Origin of the sequence: Salsipaludibacter albus (assembly GCF_019798055.1) — a bacterium.
GTDB classification, from domain to species: Bacteria; Actinomycetota; Nitriliruptoria; order Nitriliruptorales; family Nitriliruptoraceae; genus Salsipaludibacter; species Salsipaludibacter albus.
In genome coordinates this window covers 1-16,467 of sequence record NZ_JAHOPH010000033.1, presented here as the reverse complement: position 1 = coordinate 16,467, position 16,467 = coordinate 1, and the positions used below count along the sequence as shown (strand labels likewise).

The 16,467-nt window shown below is 72.3% G+C and carries 16 protein-coding genes and 1 other RNA gene; 6 read left to right on the top strand and 11 right to left on the bottom strand.

The features are described 5' to 3' along the window. Positions 1–97: 97 nt before the first annotated feature. Both KR546_RS15780 and KR546_RS15775 read right to left on the bottom strand, forming a co-directional pair. Complete coding sequence (locus tag KR546_RS15780; RefSeq protein WP_238445682.1) at positions 98–1,816, bottom strand: SulP family inorganic anion transporter; 1,719 nt, start codon at positions 1,814–1,816, stop codon at positions 98–100. Then, a complete protein-coding gene (locus tag KR546_RS15775) occupies positions 1,813–3,567 on the bottom strand; it encodes a SulP family inorganic anion transporter (protein ID WP_238445702.1) in 1,755 nt (584 codons plus the stop codon). The genes KR546_RS15780 and KR546_RS15775 overlap by 4 nt, the downstream gene beginning before the upstream one ends. Positions 3,568–3,724: 157 nt before the next feature. Here KR546_RS15775 and KR546_RS15770 point away from each other — a divergent pair, with 157 nt between their 5' ends. Beyond that, complete coding sequence (locus KR546_RS15770; protein ID WP_238445681.1) at positions 3,725–4,579, top strand: bile acid:sodium symporter family protein; 855 nt, start codon at positions 3,725–3,727, stop codon at positions 4,577–4,579. 17 nt (positions 4,580–4,596) lie between these two features. On the opposite strand, the gene otsB is transcribed toward KR546_RS15770, so the two are convergent. Together otsB and KR546_RS15760 are read right to left on the bottom strand one after the other, a co-directional pair. Then, on the bottom strand, positions 4,597–5,382 hold the full coding sequence (otsB, locus tag KR546_RS15765) for a trehalose-phosphatase (RefSeq protein WP_238445680.1): 786 nt from the start codon (positions 5,380–5,382) through the stop codon (positions 4,597–4,599). Continuing rightward, positions 5,379–6,812, bottom strand: coding sequence for an alpha,alpha-trehalose-phosphate synthase (UDP-forming) (locus tag KR546_RS15760; RefSeq protein ID WP_238445679.1), 1,434 nt, complete (start codon positions 6,810–6,812; stop codon positions 5,379–5,381). The genes otsB and KR546_RS15760 overlap by 4 nt, the downstream gene beginning before the upstream one ends. 145 nt (positions 6,813–6,957) lie before the next feature. Between KR546_RS15760 and rnpB the strand changes: the two genes are divergently transcribed. The 3 genes from rnpB to hemG all read left to right on the top strand — a co-directional run bounded on the left by rnpB (position 6,958) and on the right by hemG (position 9,862). After that, positions 6,958–7,328: RNase P RNA component class A (gene rnpB, locus KR546_RS15755), an RNA gene on the top strand. A gap of 48 nt (positions 7,329–7,376) precedes the next feature. Next, positions 7,377–8,453, top strand: a complete 1,077-nt coding sequence (hemE, locus tag KR546_RS15750) for a uroporphyrinogen decarboxylase (RefSeq protein WP_274388200.1) — start codon at positions 7,377–7,379, stop codon at positions 8,451–8,453. Continuing rightward, on the top strand, positions 8,450–9,862 hold the full coding sequence (hemG, locus tag KR546_RS15745; RefSeq protein ID WP_238445677.1) for a protoporphyrinogen oxidase: 1,413 nt from the start codon (positions 8,450–8,452) through the stop codon (positions 9,860–9,862). Before hemE ends, hemG begins: the two co-directional genes overlap by 4 nt. 31 nt (positions 9,863–9,893) lie before the next feature. On the opposite strand, the gene KR546_RS15740 is transcribed toward hemG, so the two are convergent. The 3 genes from KR546_RS15740 to KR546_RS15730 form a co-directional block, all read right to left on the bottom strand. Further along, positions 9,894–10,358: a universal stress protein gene (locus KR546_RS15740; protein ID WP_238445676.1), complete on the bottom strand. Its 465-nt coding sequence runs from the start codon at positions 10,356–10,358 to the stop codon at positions 9,894–9,896. A 39-nt stretch (positions 10,359–10,397) separates the two neighbouring features. Next, positions 10,398–10,826 (bottom strand): hypothetical protein, encoded by a 429-nt coding sequence (locus tag KR546_RS15735; RefSeq protein ID WP_238445675.1) that lies wholly within the window; start codon positions 10,824–10,826, stop codon positions 10,398–10,400. A gap of 203 nt (positions 10,827–11,029) precedes the next feature. Continuing rightward, positions 11,030–11,818 carry a hypothetical protein gene (locus tag KR546_RS15730; RefSeq protein WP_238445674.1) on the bottom strand — a complete coding sequence of 263 codons (789 nt, stop codon included), beginning with the start codon at positions 11,816–11,818 and terminating at the stop codon, positions 11,030–11,032. A gap of 625 nt (positions 11,819–12,443) precedes the next feature. Here KR546_RS15730 and KR546_RS15725 point away from each other — a divergent pair. Beyond that, positions 12,444–12,722 carry a hypothetical protein gene (locus KR546_RS15725; RefSeq protein ID WP_238445673.1) on the top strand — a complete coding sequence of 93 codons (279 nt, stop codon included), beginning with the start codon at positions 12,444–12,446 and terminating at the stop codon, positions 12,720–12,722. A gap of 32 nt (positions 12,723–12,754) precedes the next feature. Here the strand turns inward: KR546_RS15725 and KR546_RS15720 are convergent, their stop codons facing one another. From KR546_RS15720 to KR546_RS15705, 4 genes are read right to left on the bottom strand one after another with little or no spacing between them, the layout of a single operon-like run. After that, positions 12,755–13,447, bottom strand: coding sequence for an SOS response-associated peptidase (locus KR546_RS15720; RefSeq protein WP_238445672.1), 693 nt, complete (start codon positions 13,445–13,447; stop codon positions 12,755–12,757). Between the two features lie 39 nt (positions 13,448–13,486). After that, the gene (locus KR546_RS15715; protein WP_238445671.1) at positions 13,487–14,095 is read right to left on the bottom strand and encodes a GNAT family N-acetyltransferase; all 609 of its coding nucleotides are present in this window, start codon (positions 14,093–14,095) and stop codon (positions 13,487–13,489) included. Positions 14,096–14,117: 22 nt separating this feature from the next. Continuing rightward, on the bottom strand, positions 14,118–14,780 hold the full coding sequence (locus KR546_RS15710) for an LON peptidase substrate-binding domain-containing protein (RefSeq protein WP_238445670.1): 663 nt from the start codon (positions 14,778–14,780) through the stop codon (positions 14,118–14,120). Beyond that, positions 14,777–15,547 carry a zinc metalloprotease gene (locus KR546_RS15705; protein ID WP_238445669.1) on the bottom strand — a complete coding sequence of 257 codons (771 nt, stop codon included), beginning with the start codon at positions 15,545–15,547 and terminating at the stop codon, positions 14,777–14,779. Before KR546_RS15705 ends, KR546_RS15710 begins: the two co-directional genes overlap by 4 nt. A gap of 111 nt (positions 15,548–15,658) precedes the next feature. Here KR546_RS15705 and KR546_RS15700 point away from each other — a divergent pair, with 111 nt between their 5' ends. Further along, on the top strand, positions 15,659–16,390 hold the full coding sequence (locus tag KR546_RS15700) for an SDR family NAD(P)-dependent oxidoreductase (protein ID WP_238445668.1): 732 nt from the start codon (positions 15,659–15,661) through the stop codon (positions 16,388–16,390). The last annotated feature ends 77 nt before the right edge of the window (positions 16,391–16,467 follow it).

Genomic DNA, 16,467 nt, shown 5'->3' with positions numbered 1-16,467 from the left:
GACGGATCCTGTCGTCATGGGGACGGTCCGCCCGGGGAACAGTGAAGGAGGCGGGGGAGGGGCGGTACGCGTCATGTGGTGTCGGCGATCCTGCACCCTACTCGCCCACCGCCGGTGCACGTGCGGTGTCGACGGCGTCACGCACGGTCGCGTGCACGCGACCGGCCCTGGTCGCCGTCGCGAGCTCCTGTTCGCGCAGCTCTGCGAGCACCTCGGGCCGGACGCGGGCCAGGTGCAGTTCGACGTCGAGGGCTGACAGCTCGTCCATGAGCTGTCCCAGGCTGGCGGCCGTCGTCACGTCGATCGAGGTGACGACGTCGAAGTCCAGGACCACGACGTCGGGTGACGGGTCGGCGTCGTACACGGCCTCGACGATCGCGTCGTGGAAGCCCGCCGCGTTGGCGAACGACGGTGGTGCTCCCGCGTCGAGGATGAGCACGCCGGGCACCCGTTCGGCGTCGTCGACCGTGCCGAGCTCGACCCAGGCGTCGCTGGCGGCCGAGTGCCCCAGCTCGGCGACGGGTGCCTGGGCGGCGCGGGCCGTGACCATGAACACGGCGACGACCACCCCGAAGAACAGCCCCTGCACCTCGCCCAGGACCATCGTCACCAGCGCCGCCGACAGGGCGGCCCAGAACTCGAACCGGGCGGTGCGCCACAGCTGCGGCCACAGCCGGGGCCGGACGAGTGGGAACACGGCGTGGATGACGATCGCGGCGATGGTCGCCTCGGCGAGGCGTTCGAAGAACCAGGTGAGCGCGACCAGGGTGATCGCGACGGCGACGCCGGTGAACAGCGTCGAGTACTGGGTCTTCACCCCGACGTCGTACTTGAGCTTGGTGCGTGACAGGCTGCCGTTGACCGCGAATCCCTGGAACAGTCCCGCCGCGATGTTGGACCAGCCCAGCGCGATGAATTCCTGGTCGGGGTCGATGCGGTACTGGCGCCGAGCGGCGAACGTCCGTCCGCCCGACAGCGTCTCGGCGTAGGCCACCACCATCATCCCCAACGCGCCCGGCAGCAGTTGGCCGACCATGCCCAGGTCGACGCTGGGGATGTCGATGGTGGGGAACCCGGACGGGATCTCGCCGATCACCGCGATGCCACGGTCGTCGAGGTTGAACACCACGACCGCGACCACGCTGGCTGCCACGGCGATCAGCGCGGCGGGGATCCTCTTGGAGATCCGGTGCAGGACCATCAGCAGCAGGTACGAACCGGCGCCCATCGCGAACGTGATCATGCTGGTCTGGTCGATGTTGGCGACGACCTCGGCCACGGACTGGAAGAAGTTGAGGTCGCCGTCGATGCCGAAGCCGAGGAACTTCGGTACCTGGCCGATGATGATGTTGAGGGCCAGTCCGGCGACGAAGCCGTCCAGGACCGGCTTGGAGATGAAGTTGTTGATCGTGCCGAGCTTGAGCACGCCCGCCACGAGGGCCATGATCCCGACGATGATCGCCAGGGCGCTCGTGGCAGCGATCCAGTCCGCCGAGTTCGCGCCCAGCCCGAGGCTGCCGACCGTGGCGGCCGACATGATCGCCAGGGCTGAGCTGGGCCCCACCGTCACCTCGTGCGACGTGCCGAACAGGAAGTAGGCCGCGGTGCCCAGCACGGCCGCGTACAGCGCGGCCTCGGCCGGCATCCCGGCGATCGACGCGTAGCCGATCCCCTCCGGCACGACCATGGCCCATGCCGTCAGCCCGGCCAGGACGTCGGGCCGCAGGAACGCGCGGCGGTAGGTGCGCGTGGCGTCGATGGCCGGGAGGTGGCGGGCCAGCCCGGTGGGGCGGGGTGGTCGGGACAGGCGCTTCACTCCGGATCTCCCGTGGTGGATCGTTGGTCGCCGTGTCGGTCCGTGGCCTGGCCGGCCAGCGCAGCGTCGACCGCGCCACGGACCGTGTCGTGGACGTGGTCGGGACCGATCATCGCCAGCGTGCCGTCGCGGACCAGGGCGTCCCGGACCTCCCCGTGCAGGTGTGCGAGGTGGAGGGCGATGCCGTCGTCGGCCAGGGTCGCCTGCAGTTCCTCCAGGGTGGCCGATCCCGTGGTGTCGATGTCGAAGCAGGTCTCGCAGTCGACGACGACCGCGCGGGTCGACTCGTCCCGGTCGTGCAGGCGCATCGCGAGGTCGTGGCCGAAGTGGTCGGCGTTGGCGAAGATCAGCGGGGCGTCCCACCGGTAGACGAACACGCCCGCCTCGGGTCGGTAGTCGTCGTGCTCGGCGAGGTCACCCCAGGTCTGCCCGTCGGGACGCCGTCCCAGGACCGCCGCGTGGGGACGATCGACCCGGTGCTGGAACAGCATCAGCGACAGCACGACGCCGACCACGATGCCGGGCAGGATCCCGACCAGCACCACGCCGGCGAAGGCCGCGAGCGCCAGCCAGAAGTCCACCGTCCCGGCTCGTCTCAGCCGCACCACCGGCGCGAAGTCGATCATCCCCCACACCGCCACGATGACGATCGCGGCCAGCACCGGCTCGGGCAGCTGTTCGAACACCCCGGCCAGGAACAGCACCGTCGCCAGGGTGGCGATGCCCACGGTCAACGACACGACCGGCGTCCGCCCCCCCGCCGACTCCGCGGCCGCGCTCTTGGAGAGGCTGCCGGTGACCGTGAACCCCCCGAGGAGGCCCGCGCCGACGTTGGCCGCGCCGTAGCCAATCATCTCCTGGCTCGGGTCGGTCGGGTCGTGGTACTTGGTGGCATACGCCTTGGCGATCGCCACCGACTGCGCGAAGCCGACGACCAGGATGCCCAGGGCCCCGGGCACCATCGCGACCACCGCGTCCAGGGTGACGCCGTCCCACGACACCGGTGAGAAGCCCGTCGGGACCTCGCCCACGATGGCCAGGCCCCCACCACCATCCACGTCGGCCAGCCCGAACACGGCGGTGACGGCGATCCCGGCCGCGGCGACCAGCAGCGCCCCCGGAAGCCGCGGCGCGAACCGCTCCAGGCCGAACAACAGCACGAGCGCGGCCACCCCGACGACCGCGGCCAGGACCGACCAGTCCCCGATCTCCGCGACTGTCCGGACCGCCTTCAGCACCGTGTTGCCGTCCGGTGACTCGATGCCCACCAGCTTGGGCAACTGTCCGACGGCGATGTACAGGCCCAGTCCCGCGATGAACCCGTCGAGCACGGGCTTGGCGAAGAAGTTGGCCACGAAGCCGAGGCGCAGCAGCCCGGCCAGGACGTACAGGACCCCGACCAGGACGGCCAGTGCCGCACTCAGGGCGACGAAGTCGTCCCCACCCCCGCTGACCACCGAGCCGACGACCACGGCCGAGAGCGCGGCGACCGTCGACGACGGACCCACGAACAGCCGCGGGGACGACCCGAAGACGGCGTAGCCGACCACGGCCAGGATCACGGCGTAGAGCCCATACTGGACCGGGACCCCGGCCACGCCGGCGTAGGCCATGGACTCGGGGACGACGAGGGCCCAGACGGTCAGCCCGGCCACCAGGTCGCCGGTCAGCCACGAACGGTCGTAGGTCCGAAGCCATCCCACCATCGGGACGACCCGCGCCAGTCCCCGCGCTTCGTGGTGGGTGTCCACGCTCAACACTGGTCCTTGGGGTTCGGGGACGGGTTGGCCGGAAGACCAGGACATGTCACGTGACGCTAGTCACGCGCCACCTCGCGCACCCGGTCCGTCACGTGGCGAGCGGGTGCTAGCGTCCCGGCCGTCGACCCATCGAGCGACAGGGCGCCACATGTCCGAGGTCCTGACCGAGATCGCGAACGTCGCCCTGCTGACGTTCGTGCTGTCGTCGATGCTGGCGCTGGGGCTCTCGCTGACGGTCCAGCAGGTCGTCCAGCCACTCACCGACCTGCGCCTGGTGGGGCTCGCGCTGGTCGCCAACTTCGTGGTCGCCCCGCTGGCCGCGTGGGGGATCGCCGAGCTGCTGGGACTGGACGATCCGCTCAAGCTGGGCCTGCTCCTGCTGGGGTGTGCTGCCGGCGCGCCGTTCCTGCCCAAGCTGGCCCAGTTCGCCAAGGCCGACGTCCCCTACTCGGTCGGCCTGATGGTGCTCCTGATGGTGGTCACGGTCGCCTACGTCCCACTGGTGCTGGTCCCGCTCGTCGAGGGCGTGGAGGTGTCGGCCTGGGACATCGCCCGGCCACTGATCCTGGGGATGCTGCTGCCGCTGGCGATCGCCCTGGTCGTGCGAGCCCGCTACGACGATGCGAAGAAACTCGCCCCCCACCTCAACCAGGTCTCCACGGTGACCGTGGCCCTGGCGCTGGTCCTGGGCCTGGTCATCGGACTGCCCCAGTTGATCGACGCCTTCGGCACGGGCTCCTTCGTGGCCGTGCTGCTGTTCATCGCGGTGTGCCTGGGCGCCGGGTACCTGCTGGGCGGGTCGACCCGGGGCCAGCGACTGGTGACCGGCTTCGGCACGGCCCAGCGCAACGTGTCGGCCGCCCTGCTGATCGCGACGACCAGCTTCGCCGACCAGCCCGAGGTGCTGATCCTGGTCATGGTCGGCGCGGTGCTGATGGCGGTGATCCTGATGCCGCTGGCCGCCGAGCTCGGTGGCCGCGTCCCGGAGGCTGCCGACGCCTGAGCAGCCGCGCGACAGCCTCAGTCCCGGTCGAGCCAGGCCGCGAGCAGGGCGACCACCTCGTCGGGATCGGCCACCCGCATCGTGGCGTGGGACCGACGTGGCGTGGTGGCGACCAGGATCGCCGTCCCGCCACCGGCCACCGCGACGGCGAAGGTGTCCTCGTCGGTGACGTCGTCGCCGATCGCGACCGGGACGCGGTGGTCGTCGGCCAGCAGTCGCGACACCGCGACCCCCTTGTCGACCCCGGCCGGGCGCAGCTCGACGACGTCGTGGCCGGTCGACACCTCCATGTCGTCGCCGGCGTGGTGGTCCAGCAGCGCCCGGACCCGGTCGGCGTGGGCCGAGGGATCCTCGACCAGCCGGCTGTGCACCGCCAGCCCGGTCGGCTTCAGCTCGACGTGCCAGCCCGCGGGGGCGTCCGCCAGCAGGGCCTCCAGCGCCTCCTGCGCCGCGTCGCGCCGGGCGTGGACCACCTGGAGGTCGGCCGCCGGCTCGATCGGTCCGTCCGCCTCGGCGACCTCGGCCCCGTGGCCGCCCGCCCAGGTCACGGGCAGGTCGGCGGGCAGGAATCCACGCAACACGTCGACCGGGCGACCCGACACGACGACCACCCGCGTGCGCTCGGCCAGCCGCCCGACGACGTCGGCCGCGCCGTCCGCCGGACCGGCCGATGCCGGGTCGTCGACCAGGTGCGACAGGGTCCCGTCGAAGTCCAGCAGGACCGCGGCGTCCTCCACGGCCGGCAGCCCCGCTGCCACCTCCTCGGGCGCGACCGCCGGTGCGACGTCGTCGTGTTCGGTCACGGGCCCACCTCGGCCCGGGCACGCTCGGCCATCGTGACCGACTCCAGCTCCTCGTTGACCCAGGCGAAGACGTCGCCCTCGCGGACCGATGCGGCCATGCGGGCGATGCGCGAGCGGCGGTCGTCGGCGTCGAAGGTCAGGCTCTGGGCCATCCGGGCGGCCAGCGACTGGACGTCGAAGGGGTTGCACATCACGGCGTCGTCCACGAACTCCAGCGCGGCCCCGGTGAACTCGCTGAGCAGCAGCACACCGGCGTCCTGGTCGGGCCGGTCCCGGGCGGCGTCCTGCACCGTCACGAACTCCTTGGCGACCAGGTTCATCCCGTCCTTGAGCGGGGTGATCGCCATGACGTCGGCCAGCCGGTAGTACGCGGCCAGCCGGGTCTTGGGCACGCTGCGGTACAGGTAGTGGACCGGGACGTCGTGGCCCGGCTCGGTGAAGCGGCCGTGGATGTGTCCGACCATGTACTCGACCTGCTCGCGCAGGTCGCGGTACTCCTCGACGTCGTCGCGGGACGGCACGGCGATCTGGATGAACGCGAAGCTGGTGCGCAGCTCCGGCCGGTCGGTCAACAGGCGCTCGATGGCCTGCAGGCGGTGGCGGATGCCCTTGGTGTAGTCCAGCCGGTCCACGCCCAGCATCACCTTGCGGTTGGCGAACTGTTCACGCAGCTCGGCCAGTTCCTGCTCGGTCTCGTCGGCGACGGCCAGCGCCGAGAACTCGTCGACGTCGATCGAGATCGGGTGGGCGGCCGTGCGCACGGAGCGTCCGTCGGGCAGGTGGACCATGTCGCCGGAGACCGTGACGTCGCGACGACTGCGCCGCACCGAGCGGACGAAGTTCTCGCGGTACCACTCGGTGTGGAACCCGATCGCGTCCGCACCCAGCAGCCCGTCCAGCAGCTCGTCGTTCCAGGGCAGCCGGCCCATCAGTTCCGGGGGTGGGAACGGGATGTGGAGGAAGAAGCCGATGGTGGCGTCGGGCTTGCGGTCGCGCAGCAGCGCCGGGGCCAGCAGCAGGTGGTAGTCGTGGACCCAGTAGACGGGGTCGTCGACCTCGACGGCGGCCGCCGCGTCGGCGAAGCGGATGTTCATGCGTTCGTAGGTCCGCCACCACTCGCGGTCGAACACCGGCTCGGCCAGCAGGTCGTGGAACAGCGGCCACAGGGTCCGGTTCGAGAACCCGTAGTAGTGGTCGTCGACCTCCTCGGCGGTCATGGCGACCGGGTGCAGGTCGGCGGCGAACCCGTCGACGCGCTTGGGCACGTTGGGGTCACCGCCGTCCCAGCCGACCCAGTGACCGTCGACCTGCTCCACCACGGGACGCAGGGCCGTCACGAGGCCGCCGGCCGAGGGCCGCCACGCGTCGCCGGACTTCGAGACCGGGAGGCGGTTGGCGACCACGACGAGTGGGCGTCCGTCAAGGCTCATGTGTGCTCCCGTTGTGGGTGGGTCGGTGCCATGAACGCTACCGATCGGGACGGGGGCCCGGTCCCACCGATCGACCGGGCGGGCCCCTGCGCCGCACCGCCACGATCGCACCGTCCACCCGTGACGTAGACTCGACGGGTCGAAGGGAGCCGGTGAGGCGGCCGCGGTCCGGGTTCGCCCGGGTCGAGGAACGTCCGGACTCCACTGGGCAGGATGCTGGGTAACTCCCAGGCGCAGCGATGCGCGGAACAGCGCAACAGAGAGCAGACCGCCACGGTGGCACGTCCACCGCGGCAAGGGTGAAACGGTGGTGCAAGAGACCACCAGCGCGGCGGGTGACCGTCGCGGCTGGGCATGCCCCATCCGGAGCAAGGCCAAGCAGCAGGTGACGGTGGCCCGCCGGTCCTGCGGGTGGGCCGCACGAGGCGACGGGCAACCGTCGTCCCAGACAGATGGTCGCCACCCGGGTCCTCACGGACACGGGCAACAGAATCCGGCGTACGTCCGACTCCCTTCGACACCCTCCAGGCCGTCCTGACGGACCGGCCCACCCCGTACGATGCAATGCTCGCCGGCGCCCGCCCCGTGGCGCCGTTTCGTCCGGGAGGCCAGAACGTGTCCGTGTTCCTCGACGCCCTCCGGGGTGGCGAACCCGCGCACATGCCCGTGTGGTTCATGCGCCAGGCCGGACGTGCCCTGGCCGAGTACCGCGCCCTGCGGGAGCGCCACGACTTCGAGGAGGTCGTGCACGATCCCGAGCTGACCGTCGAGGTCACGCTCCAGCCCATCCGGCGCTACGGCGTCGACGCCGCGATCCTGTTCTCCGACATCGTCACGCCCGTCCAGGCAGTCGGCGTGCCGATCATGATCCGTCCCGGGGTCGGTCCGGTGCTGGACGACCCGATCCGCAGCGCCGACGACCTCGCCCGCCTGCGACCGCTCGAGCCGGACGAGGACGTCCCCTACGTGCTCGACGCGATCCGGATGCTGGTCGACGAGCTGGACGACGACGTGCCGCTGATCGGCTTCGCCGGTGCGCCGTTCACGCTGGCGTCGTACCTGGTGGAGGGGCGTCCGACCCGCAACCACGCGGTCGCCAAGTCCCTGATGCGCACCGACCCCGTGCTGTGGGACGGCCTGATGACCCGGCTGGCCGACCTCGTGCTGGTCCACCTGCGGGCCCAGGTCGGGGCGGGTGCCCGCGCCGTGCAGCTGTTCGACTCGTGGGCCGGCAGCCTGTCCCCGGACGACTACCGGCGCCACGTCCTGCCGCACAGCCGTCGCATCCTGTCCGGCCTGGCCGACCTCGACGTCCCCCGCATCCACTTCGGCGTGGGCACGGGCGAACTGCTCGGCCTGATGGCCGCGGCGGGTGCCGACGTGGTCGGCGTGGACTGGCGGGTCCCGATGGACGTCGCCCGGGAGCGCATCCCGGCCGACGTCGCGACGCAGGGCAACGTCGACCCGACCGCGGTCGTGGCTGGGCGTGGCCCGGCACTGGCCGCCGCGGACGACGTGTTGGGTCGGGTCGGGACGCGGACCGACCACGTGTTCAACCTCGGCCACGGCGTCCTGCCGTCCAGCGACCCCGGTGTCCTCGCCGACCTCGTCGACCACGTCCACGCCGCCACGGGCCGATGACCGCCCCCGCCGATGCCGGTCCGGACCCCGGTCGCCGGGCCGAGTCGGTCGACGTGGTCGTCGTCGGCGGAGGCATCGCCGGGCTGGCCGCGGCCCACGACCTGGTGGGAGCCGGGGTCGACGTGGTCCTGCTCGAGTCGGCCGACCACGTCGGGGGGAAGGTCCACGCGCGCGAGCTGGGTGGTCGCCCCCTCGACGTGGGCGCGGACTCGCTGGTGGCCCGACACGGTGCGGGGGTCGACCTCGCCCGCCGGCTCGGCCTCGACGTCGTCCACCCGACCACGGGCACCGTCCAGCTGCTGGTCGACGGTCGCCTGCGTGCCCTGCCGCCGGCCGCGCCGTTCGGCGTCCCGACCGACCTGGTCGGACTCGCGCGGGCCGGGGTGCTGTCGCCCGCGGGCCTCGCCCGGGCGGCCCTGGAGGCCGTCTGGCCACGTGCCCCCCACGACCCCGACGACCGGTCGGTCGCCGACGTCGTGGCGGCCCGGTACGGCCAGGAGGTGGTGGATCGGCTGGTCGAGCCGATGCTGGGTGGGATCTACGCCGGCCGTCCGGACCGCCTGTCGGTCGAGGCGACGACGCCGCTGGTCGCCGCCGCCGACCGCCGTGGCCGGTCGCTGGCCCACGCCCTGCAGCACGCGCTGTCGCGACGGGGTGACGCCGGGCCCGTGTTCGCCACGCCGCGTGGACTGATGGCGTCCCTGCCGTCGACGCTGGCGGGTCGGCTCGGCGACGTCGTGCGCACCCACAGTGCCGTCACCGGCGTGACCGGGGACCCGGGCGGCTGGGAGGTCGCGGTCGACGGCGTCGGGGGAGAGCAGTCCCTGCGGGCCGCCGCGGTCGTGTTCGCGACCCCCGCCCACGTCACGGCCCGACTGCTGGCCGGGGTCGCACCTGGCAGCGCGGCGGAGCTGGGACTGGTCGAGCATGCGTCGGTGGCCGTGGTCGCCCTGCACTACGGCGACGCCGACGTCGACGACCTGCCGGCGGCGTCCGGGATCCTCGTGCCGCGCCGGGAAGGTCGGCTGGTCAAGGCAGCCACGTGGCTGGCCCGCAAGTGGCCCCACCTGGCCGACCGGGGCGCGGTCCTGCGGGCCAGCGTCGGACGGATCGACGACCAGCGCTTCGCCGAGCTCGACGACGACGAGTTGGCCGACGCGGTCGATGCCGAGGTGCGCGACCTGACCGGGCTGTCGTCGTCGGCCACCGACGCGGTCGTGCAACGTTGGCCCCACGCCCTGCCGCAGTACGAGGTCGGCCACCTCGCCCGCATCGACCGGGTCCGCCACAACCTCCCGGCCGGCCTGTTGCTGGCGGGAGCGGCCTACGACGGCATCGGGGTCAGCCCGTGCGTGGCGTCGGGCCGTGCTGCCGCTGCTGATGTCACGAGGCACGTCGCCGCGGGGTAGCGCGAGCTGGCGAGACAGTCCCACCGGGGTCCTACGGCGCAGTGTCCGACCGGTCCGCCCCCCTGGTGGATCCGGGTGGGACGACCAGGACCGGGCAGGGAGCATGGCTGACCACGTGCAGACTGGTCGACCCGAGGAGCAGTCCGGCGACCTCGCCACGGCCATGTGAGCCGACCACCAGCAGGTCCGCTCCCCGGGCGACGCGGAGAAGCTGCGCGTCCGCGTCGCCCGCGCATGCGATGCGGTCGACGTCCACGTCGACCACCATGTCGCCGAGGGCTTCCTCGATGACGTCCAGTGCCTCGTGGTGCGCCTGTTCACGCGTTCGATGCCGTCGCCACGTCTCGTGGAGGGACGCGACGCCTGTTGGTGGCCAGGGGTAGGCATGCACGATCTGGAGCAACGCATCGGCGCACCGGGCCGCGTCCAGGGCCCGGCGCAGGGCGTCGACGGAGGTGCCCGACCCGTCGATCCCGACCACGATCCGTCCGCCCATGTCGCACCCCCGGTCGCCCGGTCCCGTTCCACGGCCTGCTCAGTCGCGCGGTGCCAACCAGGTGCGAACGCTCGGGCGGGTGGCGAGCACCAGGATCGAGGCCCCAAGGCCGCCGTATGCGAGTTGGAGCCAGGACAGCGGGATCAGGGTGACCTGGACCATGATCCACAGCAGGAGACCGGCGCCGAGGACGATCGAGGCGGCCCACGACCAATGCTGGCCGGTGCGGCGCTCGAGAGGCGACAGCCACTGCCAGGCTGGTCGACGGACCAGGCCCCAGCTGATCACCAGGGCCGAGACACCGAGGCCGATGCCCAGGACCAGGCCCGGGATGAGCCAGGTGTCGAACGGCAGGCCGTCCAGGAATGCGTCGGGCGGGGTGATCGTCCCCGGGACACTGATGGCAGGCAGCGAGCCTGCGGCCAACATCGTGCCGCCTGCCGTTGCGGTCACACCCTGGAAGAGCATGGCGGCGACCAGGACCGAGCCAGCCGTGGGGCGTGTGGACGAGGGGAGCGCGGGGGCGGAACGAGGACTCGGGAGGTGGGTGGCCATGATGGTGCCTCCGGGTGTGTCCTGCCACCGTCCCCCCTGGTGCAGGTCGCTGCGAGGTCCGTTGGTCCCCGGATGTCGGGCCCTTCGCCCCGGCGATCGCTCGGCCAGGTGGGGGGTCATCGCCCGGACCACGAGGTGATCGCGACGCCGACGGCCGCGAGTGCGGTGATGGCCAGGGCGACGTGCTCGAAGACCGCGTTGGTCAAGACCTCGGGCGGGAGCAGGGGGGCGCCGATGGACGTCCAGACGACGACCAGGGTGGTGTAGAGGAGGACCGCCACGGCGATCCGGGATGCCGCACGGGAGTTGCGCGGGATGCGCCGACGCAGGAGTGCCGTGACGACCACGGCGATCAGCCCCGCGGTGGTGATCGCCAGGTTGATCCAGACGCCGTTGGGTAGCCCTCCCAGGCCGCAGGCCACGGTTGGATCCGAGCCGATCCGGACGCGCTCGATGTCGAGGGCGTTGCTGAACTGGACGGCAATCACGACCGCGGGGCCGATCAGCGACGTGGCGACGACGATGATGCGTCGTGCCGGGAGGAATGCGCGTCGGTTGGCGCCGTAGGTGGCAAGCAGGGTGTTCAGTGCGAACATCAGCAGCAGGCTCGACAGCCCGACGGCGACCCCGAGGAGGAGTTGCTCGTGCACGGCCTGGCCTCGCTCGGTGTCGCCGACCCGGCCCGCGAGGATGGCGTAGCTGAAGCTGAGGAGCAGCAACGAGAAGAAGGCGCAGGTCATGATGACCACGGTGTCCGCACTGCGTTCGTCGTCGCGTGCGGCCTCGTGGTCCAGGGGGATGAGGATGGCCAACAGGGCGAACCCCGCGAGCACTCCCACGATCGACGAGTACCAGCCAGCAGTGCCCGCGACGTCGAACTCGAGGAGGTCCAGCCGACATTCCATGTCCCGCCTCCGTCGTGCCGAGCGCCTGGTCTTGGTGGCCGGGCCGGACGAGGCGGCGTCCCGGACGGCGAACTGTCAGGGATGTCAGCGCCGTGAGCCGGCCATGGGCCGCCGGCGAAACGTCCAGGTGAAGAGGCGGCCTCGTTGCCGTTCGTGTGGTCGGCCGCGCCGCCACGGGCCACGAGGCGGACCTGACCGCTCCGACGAGAACCCGCCGAGACGGCTCGTGTCGGCTCGTGCCACCCAGGTGGTCCCAAGTGTCTGCTGACGTCGACCCTACGCCCCGACCTCGATGGCAGCCGGGACTTCTGGGGAGCATGTTCGTCCCAGGGCCCCGCGTGTTCGATCGCGCATGCCCGAACCCTGGCCACGGCAGCCAGGCCGGATCTCCACCACCGCGTCGGAGGAACGTGTGGGGCGGCGTGACTGCGTCTTCTGTTCGATCGTCGAGGGGAGCAGCCCAGCCTGGATCGCCGACGAGACCTCACGCTCGGCCTGCTGGCAGCCGACACTCCGTCGGCTCGGTTCGGCGCTCGTCCGGGGCGGCAGGTGGCCGAGTCGTTCTCCGCCACCCGAGCAGAGATGGATCATTATTGTTGAACGAGCCGACACAGGGGATGGCGCCATGTTCATGGACAAGGTCACGACCGATCGCGACGCGCTCGACGAGGTGATGGACGCCAGCCGGCTGCTGGACGATCCGCCCGACGGTCTTCTTGCCGCACTGTCATGGGACGACGGGGACGGTCGGGCCACGATGGTGTCGCTGTGGGAGTCGCCGGGGGCCCGTGGCCAGGCTGCGATGGAACGCATGATGCCCCTGTTCGAGTCCGGGGTGCTGGACGAGCGCCATGGCGACCCCCATCCGGTGCGGCCAGTCCACGTGTACGTCCGCGGCACGTAGCCGGCGATCTGCATCCCTGCGCCCCGGGCCGCTCAGCCGGCGTCGAGGGGTGCGGCCTCGTCGACCAGGTCGGGGGCGTCGTTGCGCACGTTGTTGACCCGGTCGGTGACCGTGTGCGCCCGCAGGGCGGGTGGGTCCATCGACTCGACCGCACGCAGCAGGTGGGGGGCGTCGTCGGCCGACGCCGACAGCCAGTCCGCCTGCAACGTGCTCGGCAGCACCACGGGCATCCGGTCGTGCAGCTCCTCCATGCGTCCCCGCGCGGCCGTCGTCACGATCGCGCAGTTGGCGATCCAGTCGGCGTCCGGGTCGTCGCGGTCACGCCACACCGACCAGATGCCGGCGAAGCCCAGTGGTCGATCCTCCGGGTCGTGGATGAACCACGGCTGCTTGCGGTCCGACCCCTCGCGCACCTGCCACTCGTAGAAGCCGTCCGCCGGGATGATGCAGCGCCGCACACGGAACGACGCGGCGAACATCCCGTTGGAGTCGATGGTCTCGACCCGGGCGTTGATCGGTCCCTTCAGCGACTTCGACCAGTGCGGCACGAACTGCCAGCGCATGGTTCCCAGGCGGCGTTCGCCCTCCTTGTCCACGACGGCGTAGACGTCCAGGGTCGGGGCGACGTTGTAGCGGCGGCCCTGGTCGGTCGTGCGCACCTCGTCCACGGCGAAGGCCTCGGCGAACTGTTCGGGCGTCGACACGGCGACGTAGCGTCCACACATGGCATGGCCTCGGGTCGGGGTCGGTGGTCGGGGGCCGGCTCAGGCCGGGGAGTCCCGACGTGCGTCGAGGTCGAACACGTCTTCGTACCACTGGGGCTCGGCCGGCACGGGCCCGGGCGGCGCGAAGTGGTCGTCGGCGTCGGCGGCCAGGTCGCGCACCAGGGCACGTCCGTACCCGCCCGGGAAGCGCACGTCGAGGTCGGGACGACGACGAAAGCCCAGTCGTGGGTACAGCTGCTGTGCGGCCGTCATGAACTCCATGGTGAAGATGCCGACGCGACGGCACCCGTTGGCGCGCGCCTCCTCGAGGCAGGCGCCGACCAGGTCACGCCCGATCCCACGTCCGCGGGCGTTCGGGTCGACTGCCAGGAACCGGAAGCTCGCGTCCCCCATCGGTGGCACGAGCGGCTCGTGCAGCGGCGTGCCCGCCAGGGCGAAGGCGACGACCCCACGCGGCACGTCGTCGACGTCGGCCGCCACGAACACGCGGGTGGCGTCGGGGACCCACTGGCTCGGCGAGGTCACGTAGGAGAAGTACGGGGTGGTCGGGTCGAACCCGTCGTAGCCACGGGCCAGCAGGTCGGCGATCGCGTCGTGGTCGGCCGCGGTGGCCGACCGGATCGTCGTCGTGGCGGGAGTGGTGCCCATGGCGGCAGGGTACGTCCCGACGTCAGGTCCCGGACCGTCCGAGGGTGAAGGCCAGGACCTCCAGGCGCTCGTCGAGCAGCCGGTCCAGCAGCGCGAGCCGCTCGATCCGGCCCGGGGCCTCCAGCAGGCGTTGGGCGTCCAGCGGGCCGAGGTCGGCGACGACCGCTGCCTGCCAGGCGGCCGCGTCGGGATCGTCGGGCAGGCGGGCGGCGTCGACCAGCCGTGCGCGTTCGTCGACGGGGACGTGCTCACCGACCAGGGCGACCAGGGCATCCATCCGCGACTGCAGGTCCGGCGCCGGTCCCGGTTCACCGGCCGTGCCGGACGGTGGATCGGGATCGTCCGGCCACGCGTCCACCTCCGCGACGGGGTACGGGTCGTCACGCAGCCAGCGCCGGACGCGCAGTCTCCCACCCCCCACCGCCAGCACGAGGTGGCGGCCGTCCTCGCGCACCTCGTGGCTGACCACGCGGGCGTCGGTGCCCACGTCGGACCGGAGGTCCCCACCCCCGACCTCGTGCCCCCGGGTGATCAGCACCACCCCGAAGTGTCCGGACTCGTCGGACTCCTCGTCCAGCACGTCGTCCATCATCGCGAGGTAGCGCGGTTCGAAGACCTGCAGGGGGAGCCCCACCCCGGGCAGGAGCGGGCGCCCGAGCGGGAACATGGGCAGGCGGCGGGTCATCGGCGGCTCGGGGTCTCGACCCCCAGGTCGGCCACCGGTCCGGGATCCAGGCACGAGCCGTCGCTCGCCAGCGCCCGCAGGCCCCGCAGGTCCCCGTCGCCGAGTGCCGCCGGCCCCGGCTGGGGATACGGGTACAGCAGCTGGGCAGGATCCTCGACGTGGTCGAGCCCGACCAGGTGGCTGGCCTCGTGCAGCAGCGTCGCGCCCCACGAGCCGTCCCGCGTGGCGAAGTCGGTCGCGAGGTCGGCATCGCGGTCGAGCAGGATCTGCCCGGTGACGAACACGCCGTTGACGACGACCGGCACCGCCAACGCGCGATCGTCGTCGGTCAGCCAGTCGACCTCGTCGGGCGAGGTCATGGTCACCACGACGGGGGTCCAGTCCGGGCCGTCCGCGGTCCGCTGGGCCGGCCCGACGCCGACGTCGCGCCGGCCGACGTAGGTGAAGTCGACGCCGGCGGCCGCCCCGACCTGTGCCAGGGCGCGATCGGCGAGCTCGACCAGCCAGTCCGGGTCATCCGGACGGACCACCCAGGCGATCGTCCGGCACGGGTCCCACCGCAGCGGCGAGCCGTCGGACCGGGCACCCCAGGCGGTCCAGCCATCCCCCGCGGGGACCTTGGACGACCCGGCCGCGAGGGCAGGTGCCGTGGCTGCCGCACGGGCACGGTCCGCCGTCTGCATGCCCCAGCCCGCGACGGCGACGGCGCCCACGACCAGTGCCACGATCGCGATCGCGGCGGCCAGCAGTCGCAGGACGGTTCCCAAGGGATCCTCACAGCCCGGGGTCGTCCATCGTAGGTCCCCCGGGCACTGCGGGGGTCGGGGCGGCGGGGTGGCATCATGGTGGCCACCGACACCTCGTCACCGGGAGGATCCATGGCCGAACCCACCACCGCGACCGTCGTCACGGGCGGCTCGAGCGGCATCGGTGCGGCGGTGGCGCGCGCCGGGCTCGAACGTGGGCCGGTCGCCACCGTGCAGCGTGGGCCAGGTCCGGCCGGGACGACCCACGTGCGGGCCGACCTGCTCGACGTGGACCGAGCCCGGACCGCCGTCCACGACGCACTCGACGTCGTCGCGCCACCGGACCGGCCGGTCGACCGTGTCGTCGTCCTGCACGCTGCCGCGACCGTCGAGCCCATCGGGTTCGCCGCCGAGGTGGACCCCGGTGACTATGCCCGCGCGTTCGACCTGGACGTGCGCGCCGCGGTGGTGGTGGGGGCGGCGGCGCTCGCCGCGCTGGGGTCACGACCCGGGCGCCGGCAACTGGTCCAGGTGACCTCCGGTGCCGCCTCGTCGGTCTATGCCGGGTGGTCGGCCTACGGGCCCGCCAAGGCAGCCGTCGAGCACTGGGTGGCGACGGTGGCCGAGGAGCAGCGCCTGCGGGGTGGGCTCGAGGTCCTCGCGGTGGCACCGGGGGTCGTGGCCACGTCGATGCAGGAGGTGATCCGCGCCACCGACGCCCGCGACTTCCCCCGGGTCGACAAGTTCCGCGACCTCCACGAGGCCGGCGACCTGCGTGATCCCGACGACGTCGCGGCGCAGCTGTGGGGCCTGCTCGACGGGCCGGCGAGGTCGGGCGAGGCCGTCGACCTGCGGGACCGCTGAGTCAGCCGGTCCTGGCGGGCTCGGTGGTGCCGGTGGTGCCGGCGGCCGTCGGCGTGGGCGACGGGGTCGGGCTGGGC

Coding starts and splice junctions, on each gene's coding strand:
- KR546_RS15770 (WP_238445681.1), top strand. CDS start 3,725: ATGTCCGAGGTCCTGACCGAGATCGCGAACGTCGCCCTGCTGACGTTC.
- KR546_RS15760 (WP_238445679.1), bottom strand. CDS start 6,812: ATGAGCCTTGACGGACGCCCACTCGTCGTGGTCGCCAACCGCCTCCCG.
- hemE (WP_274388200.1), top strand. CDS start 7,377: ATGCTCGCCGGCGCCCGCCCCGTGGCGCCGTTTCGTCCGGGAGGCCAG.
- hemG (WP_238445677.1), top strand. CDS start 8,450: ATGACCGCCCCCGCCGATGCCGGTCCGGACCCCGGTCGCCGGGCCGAG.
- KR546_RS15740 (WP_238445676.1), bottom strand. CDS start 10,358: ATGGGCGGACGGATCGTGGTCGGGATCGACGGGTCGGGCACCTCCGTC.
- KR546_RS15735 (WP_238445675.1), bottom strand. CDS start 10,826: ATGCTCTTCCAGGGTGTGACCGCAACGGCAGGCGGCACGATGTTGGCC.
- KR546_RS15730 (WP_238445674.1), bottom strand. CDS start 11,818: ATGGAATGTCGGCTGGACCTCCTCGAGTTCGACGTCGCGGGCACTGCT.
- KR546_RS15725 (WP_238445673.1), top strand. CDS start 12,444: ATGTTCATGGACAAGGTCACGACCGATCGCGACGCGCTCGACGAGGTG.
- KR546_RS15720 (WP_238445672.1), bottom strand. CDS start 13,447: ATGTGTGGACGCTACGTCGCCGTGTCGACGCCCGAACAGTTCGCCGAG.
- KR546_RS15715 (WP_238445671.1), bottom strand. CDS start 14,095: ATGGGCACCACTCCCGCCACGACGACGATCCGGTCGGCCACCGCGGCC.
- KR546_RS15710 (WP_238445670.1), bottom strand. CDS start 14,780: ATGACCCGCCGCCTGCCCATGTTCCCGCTCGGGCGCCCGCTCCTGCCC.
- KR546_RS15700 (WP_238445668.1), top strand. CDS start 15,659: ATGGCCGAACCCACCACCGCGACCGTCGTCACGGGCGGCTCGAGCGGC.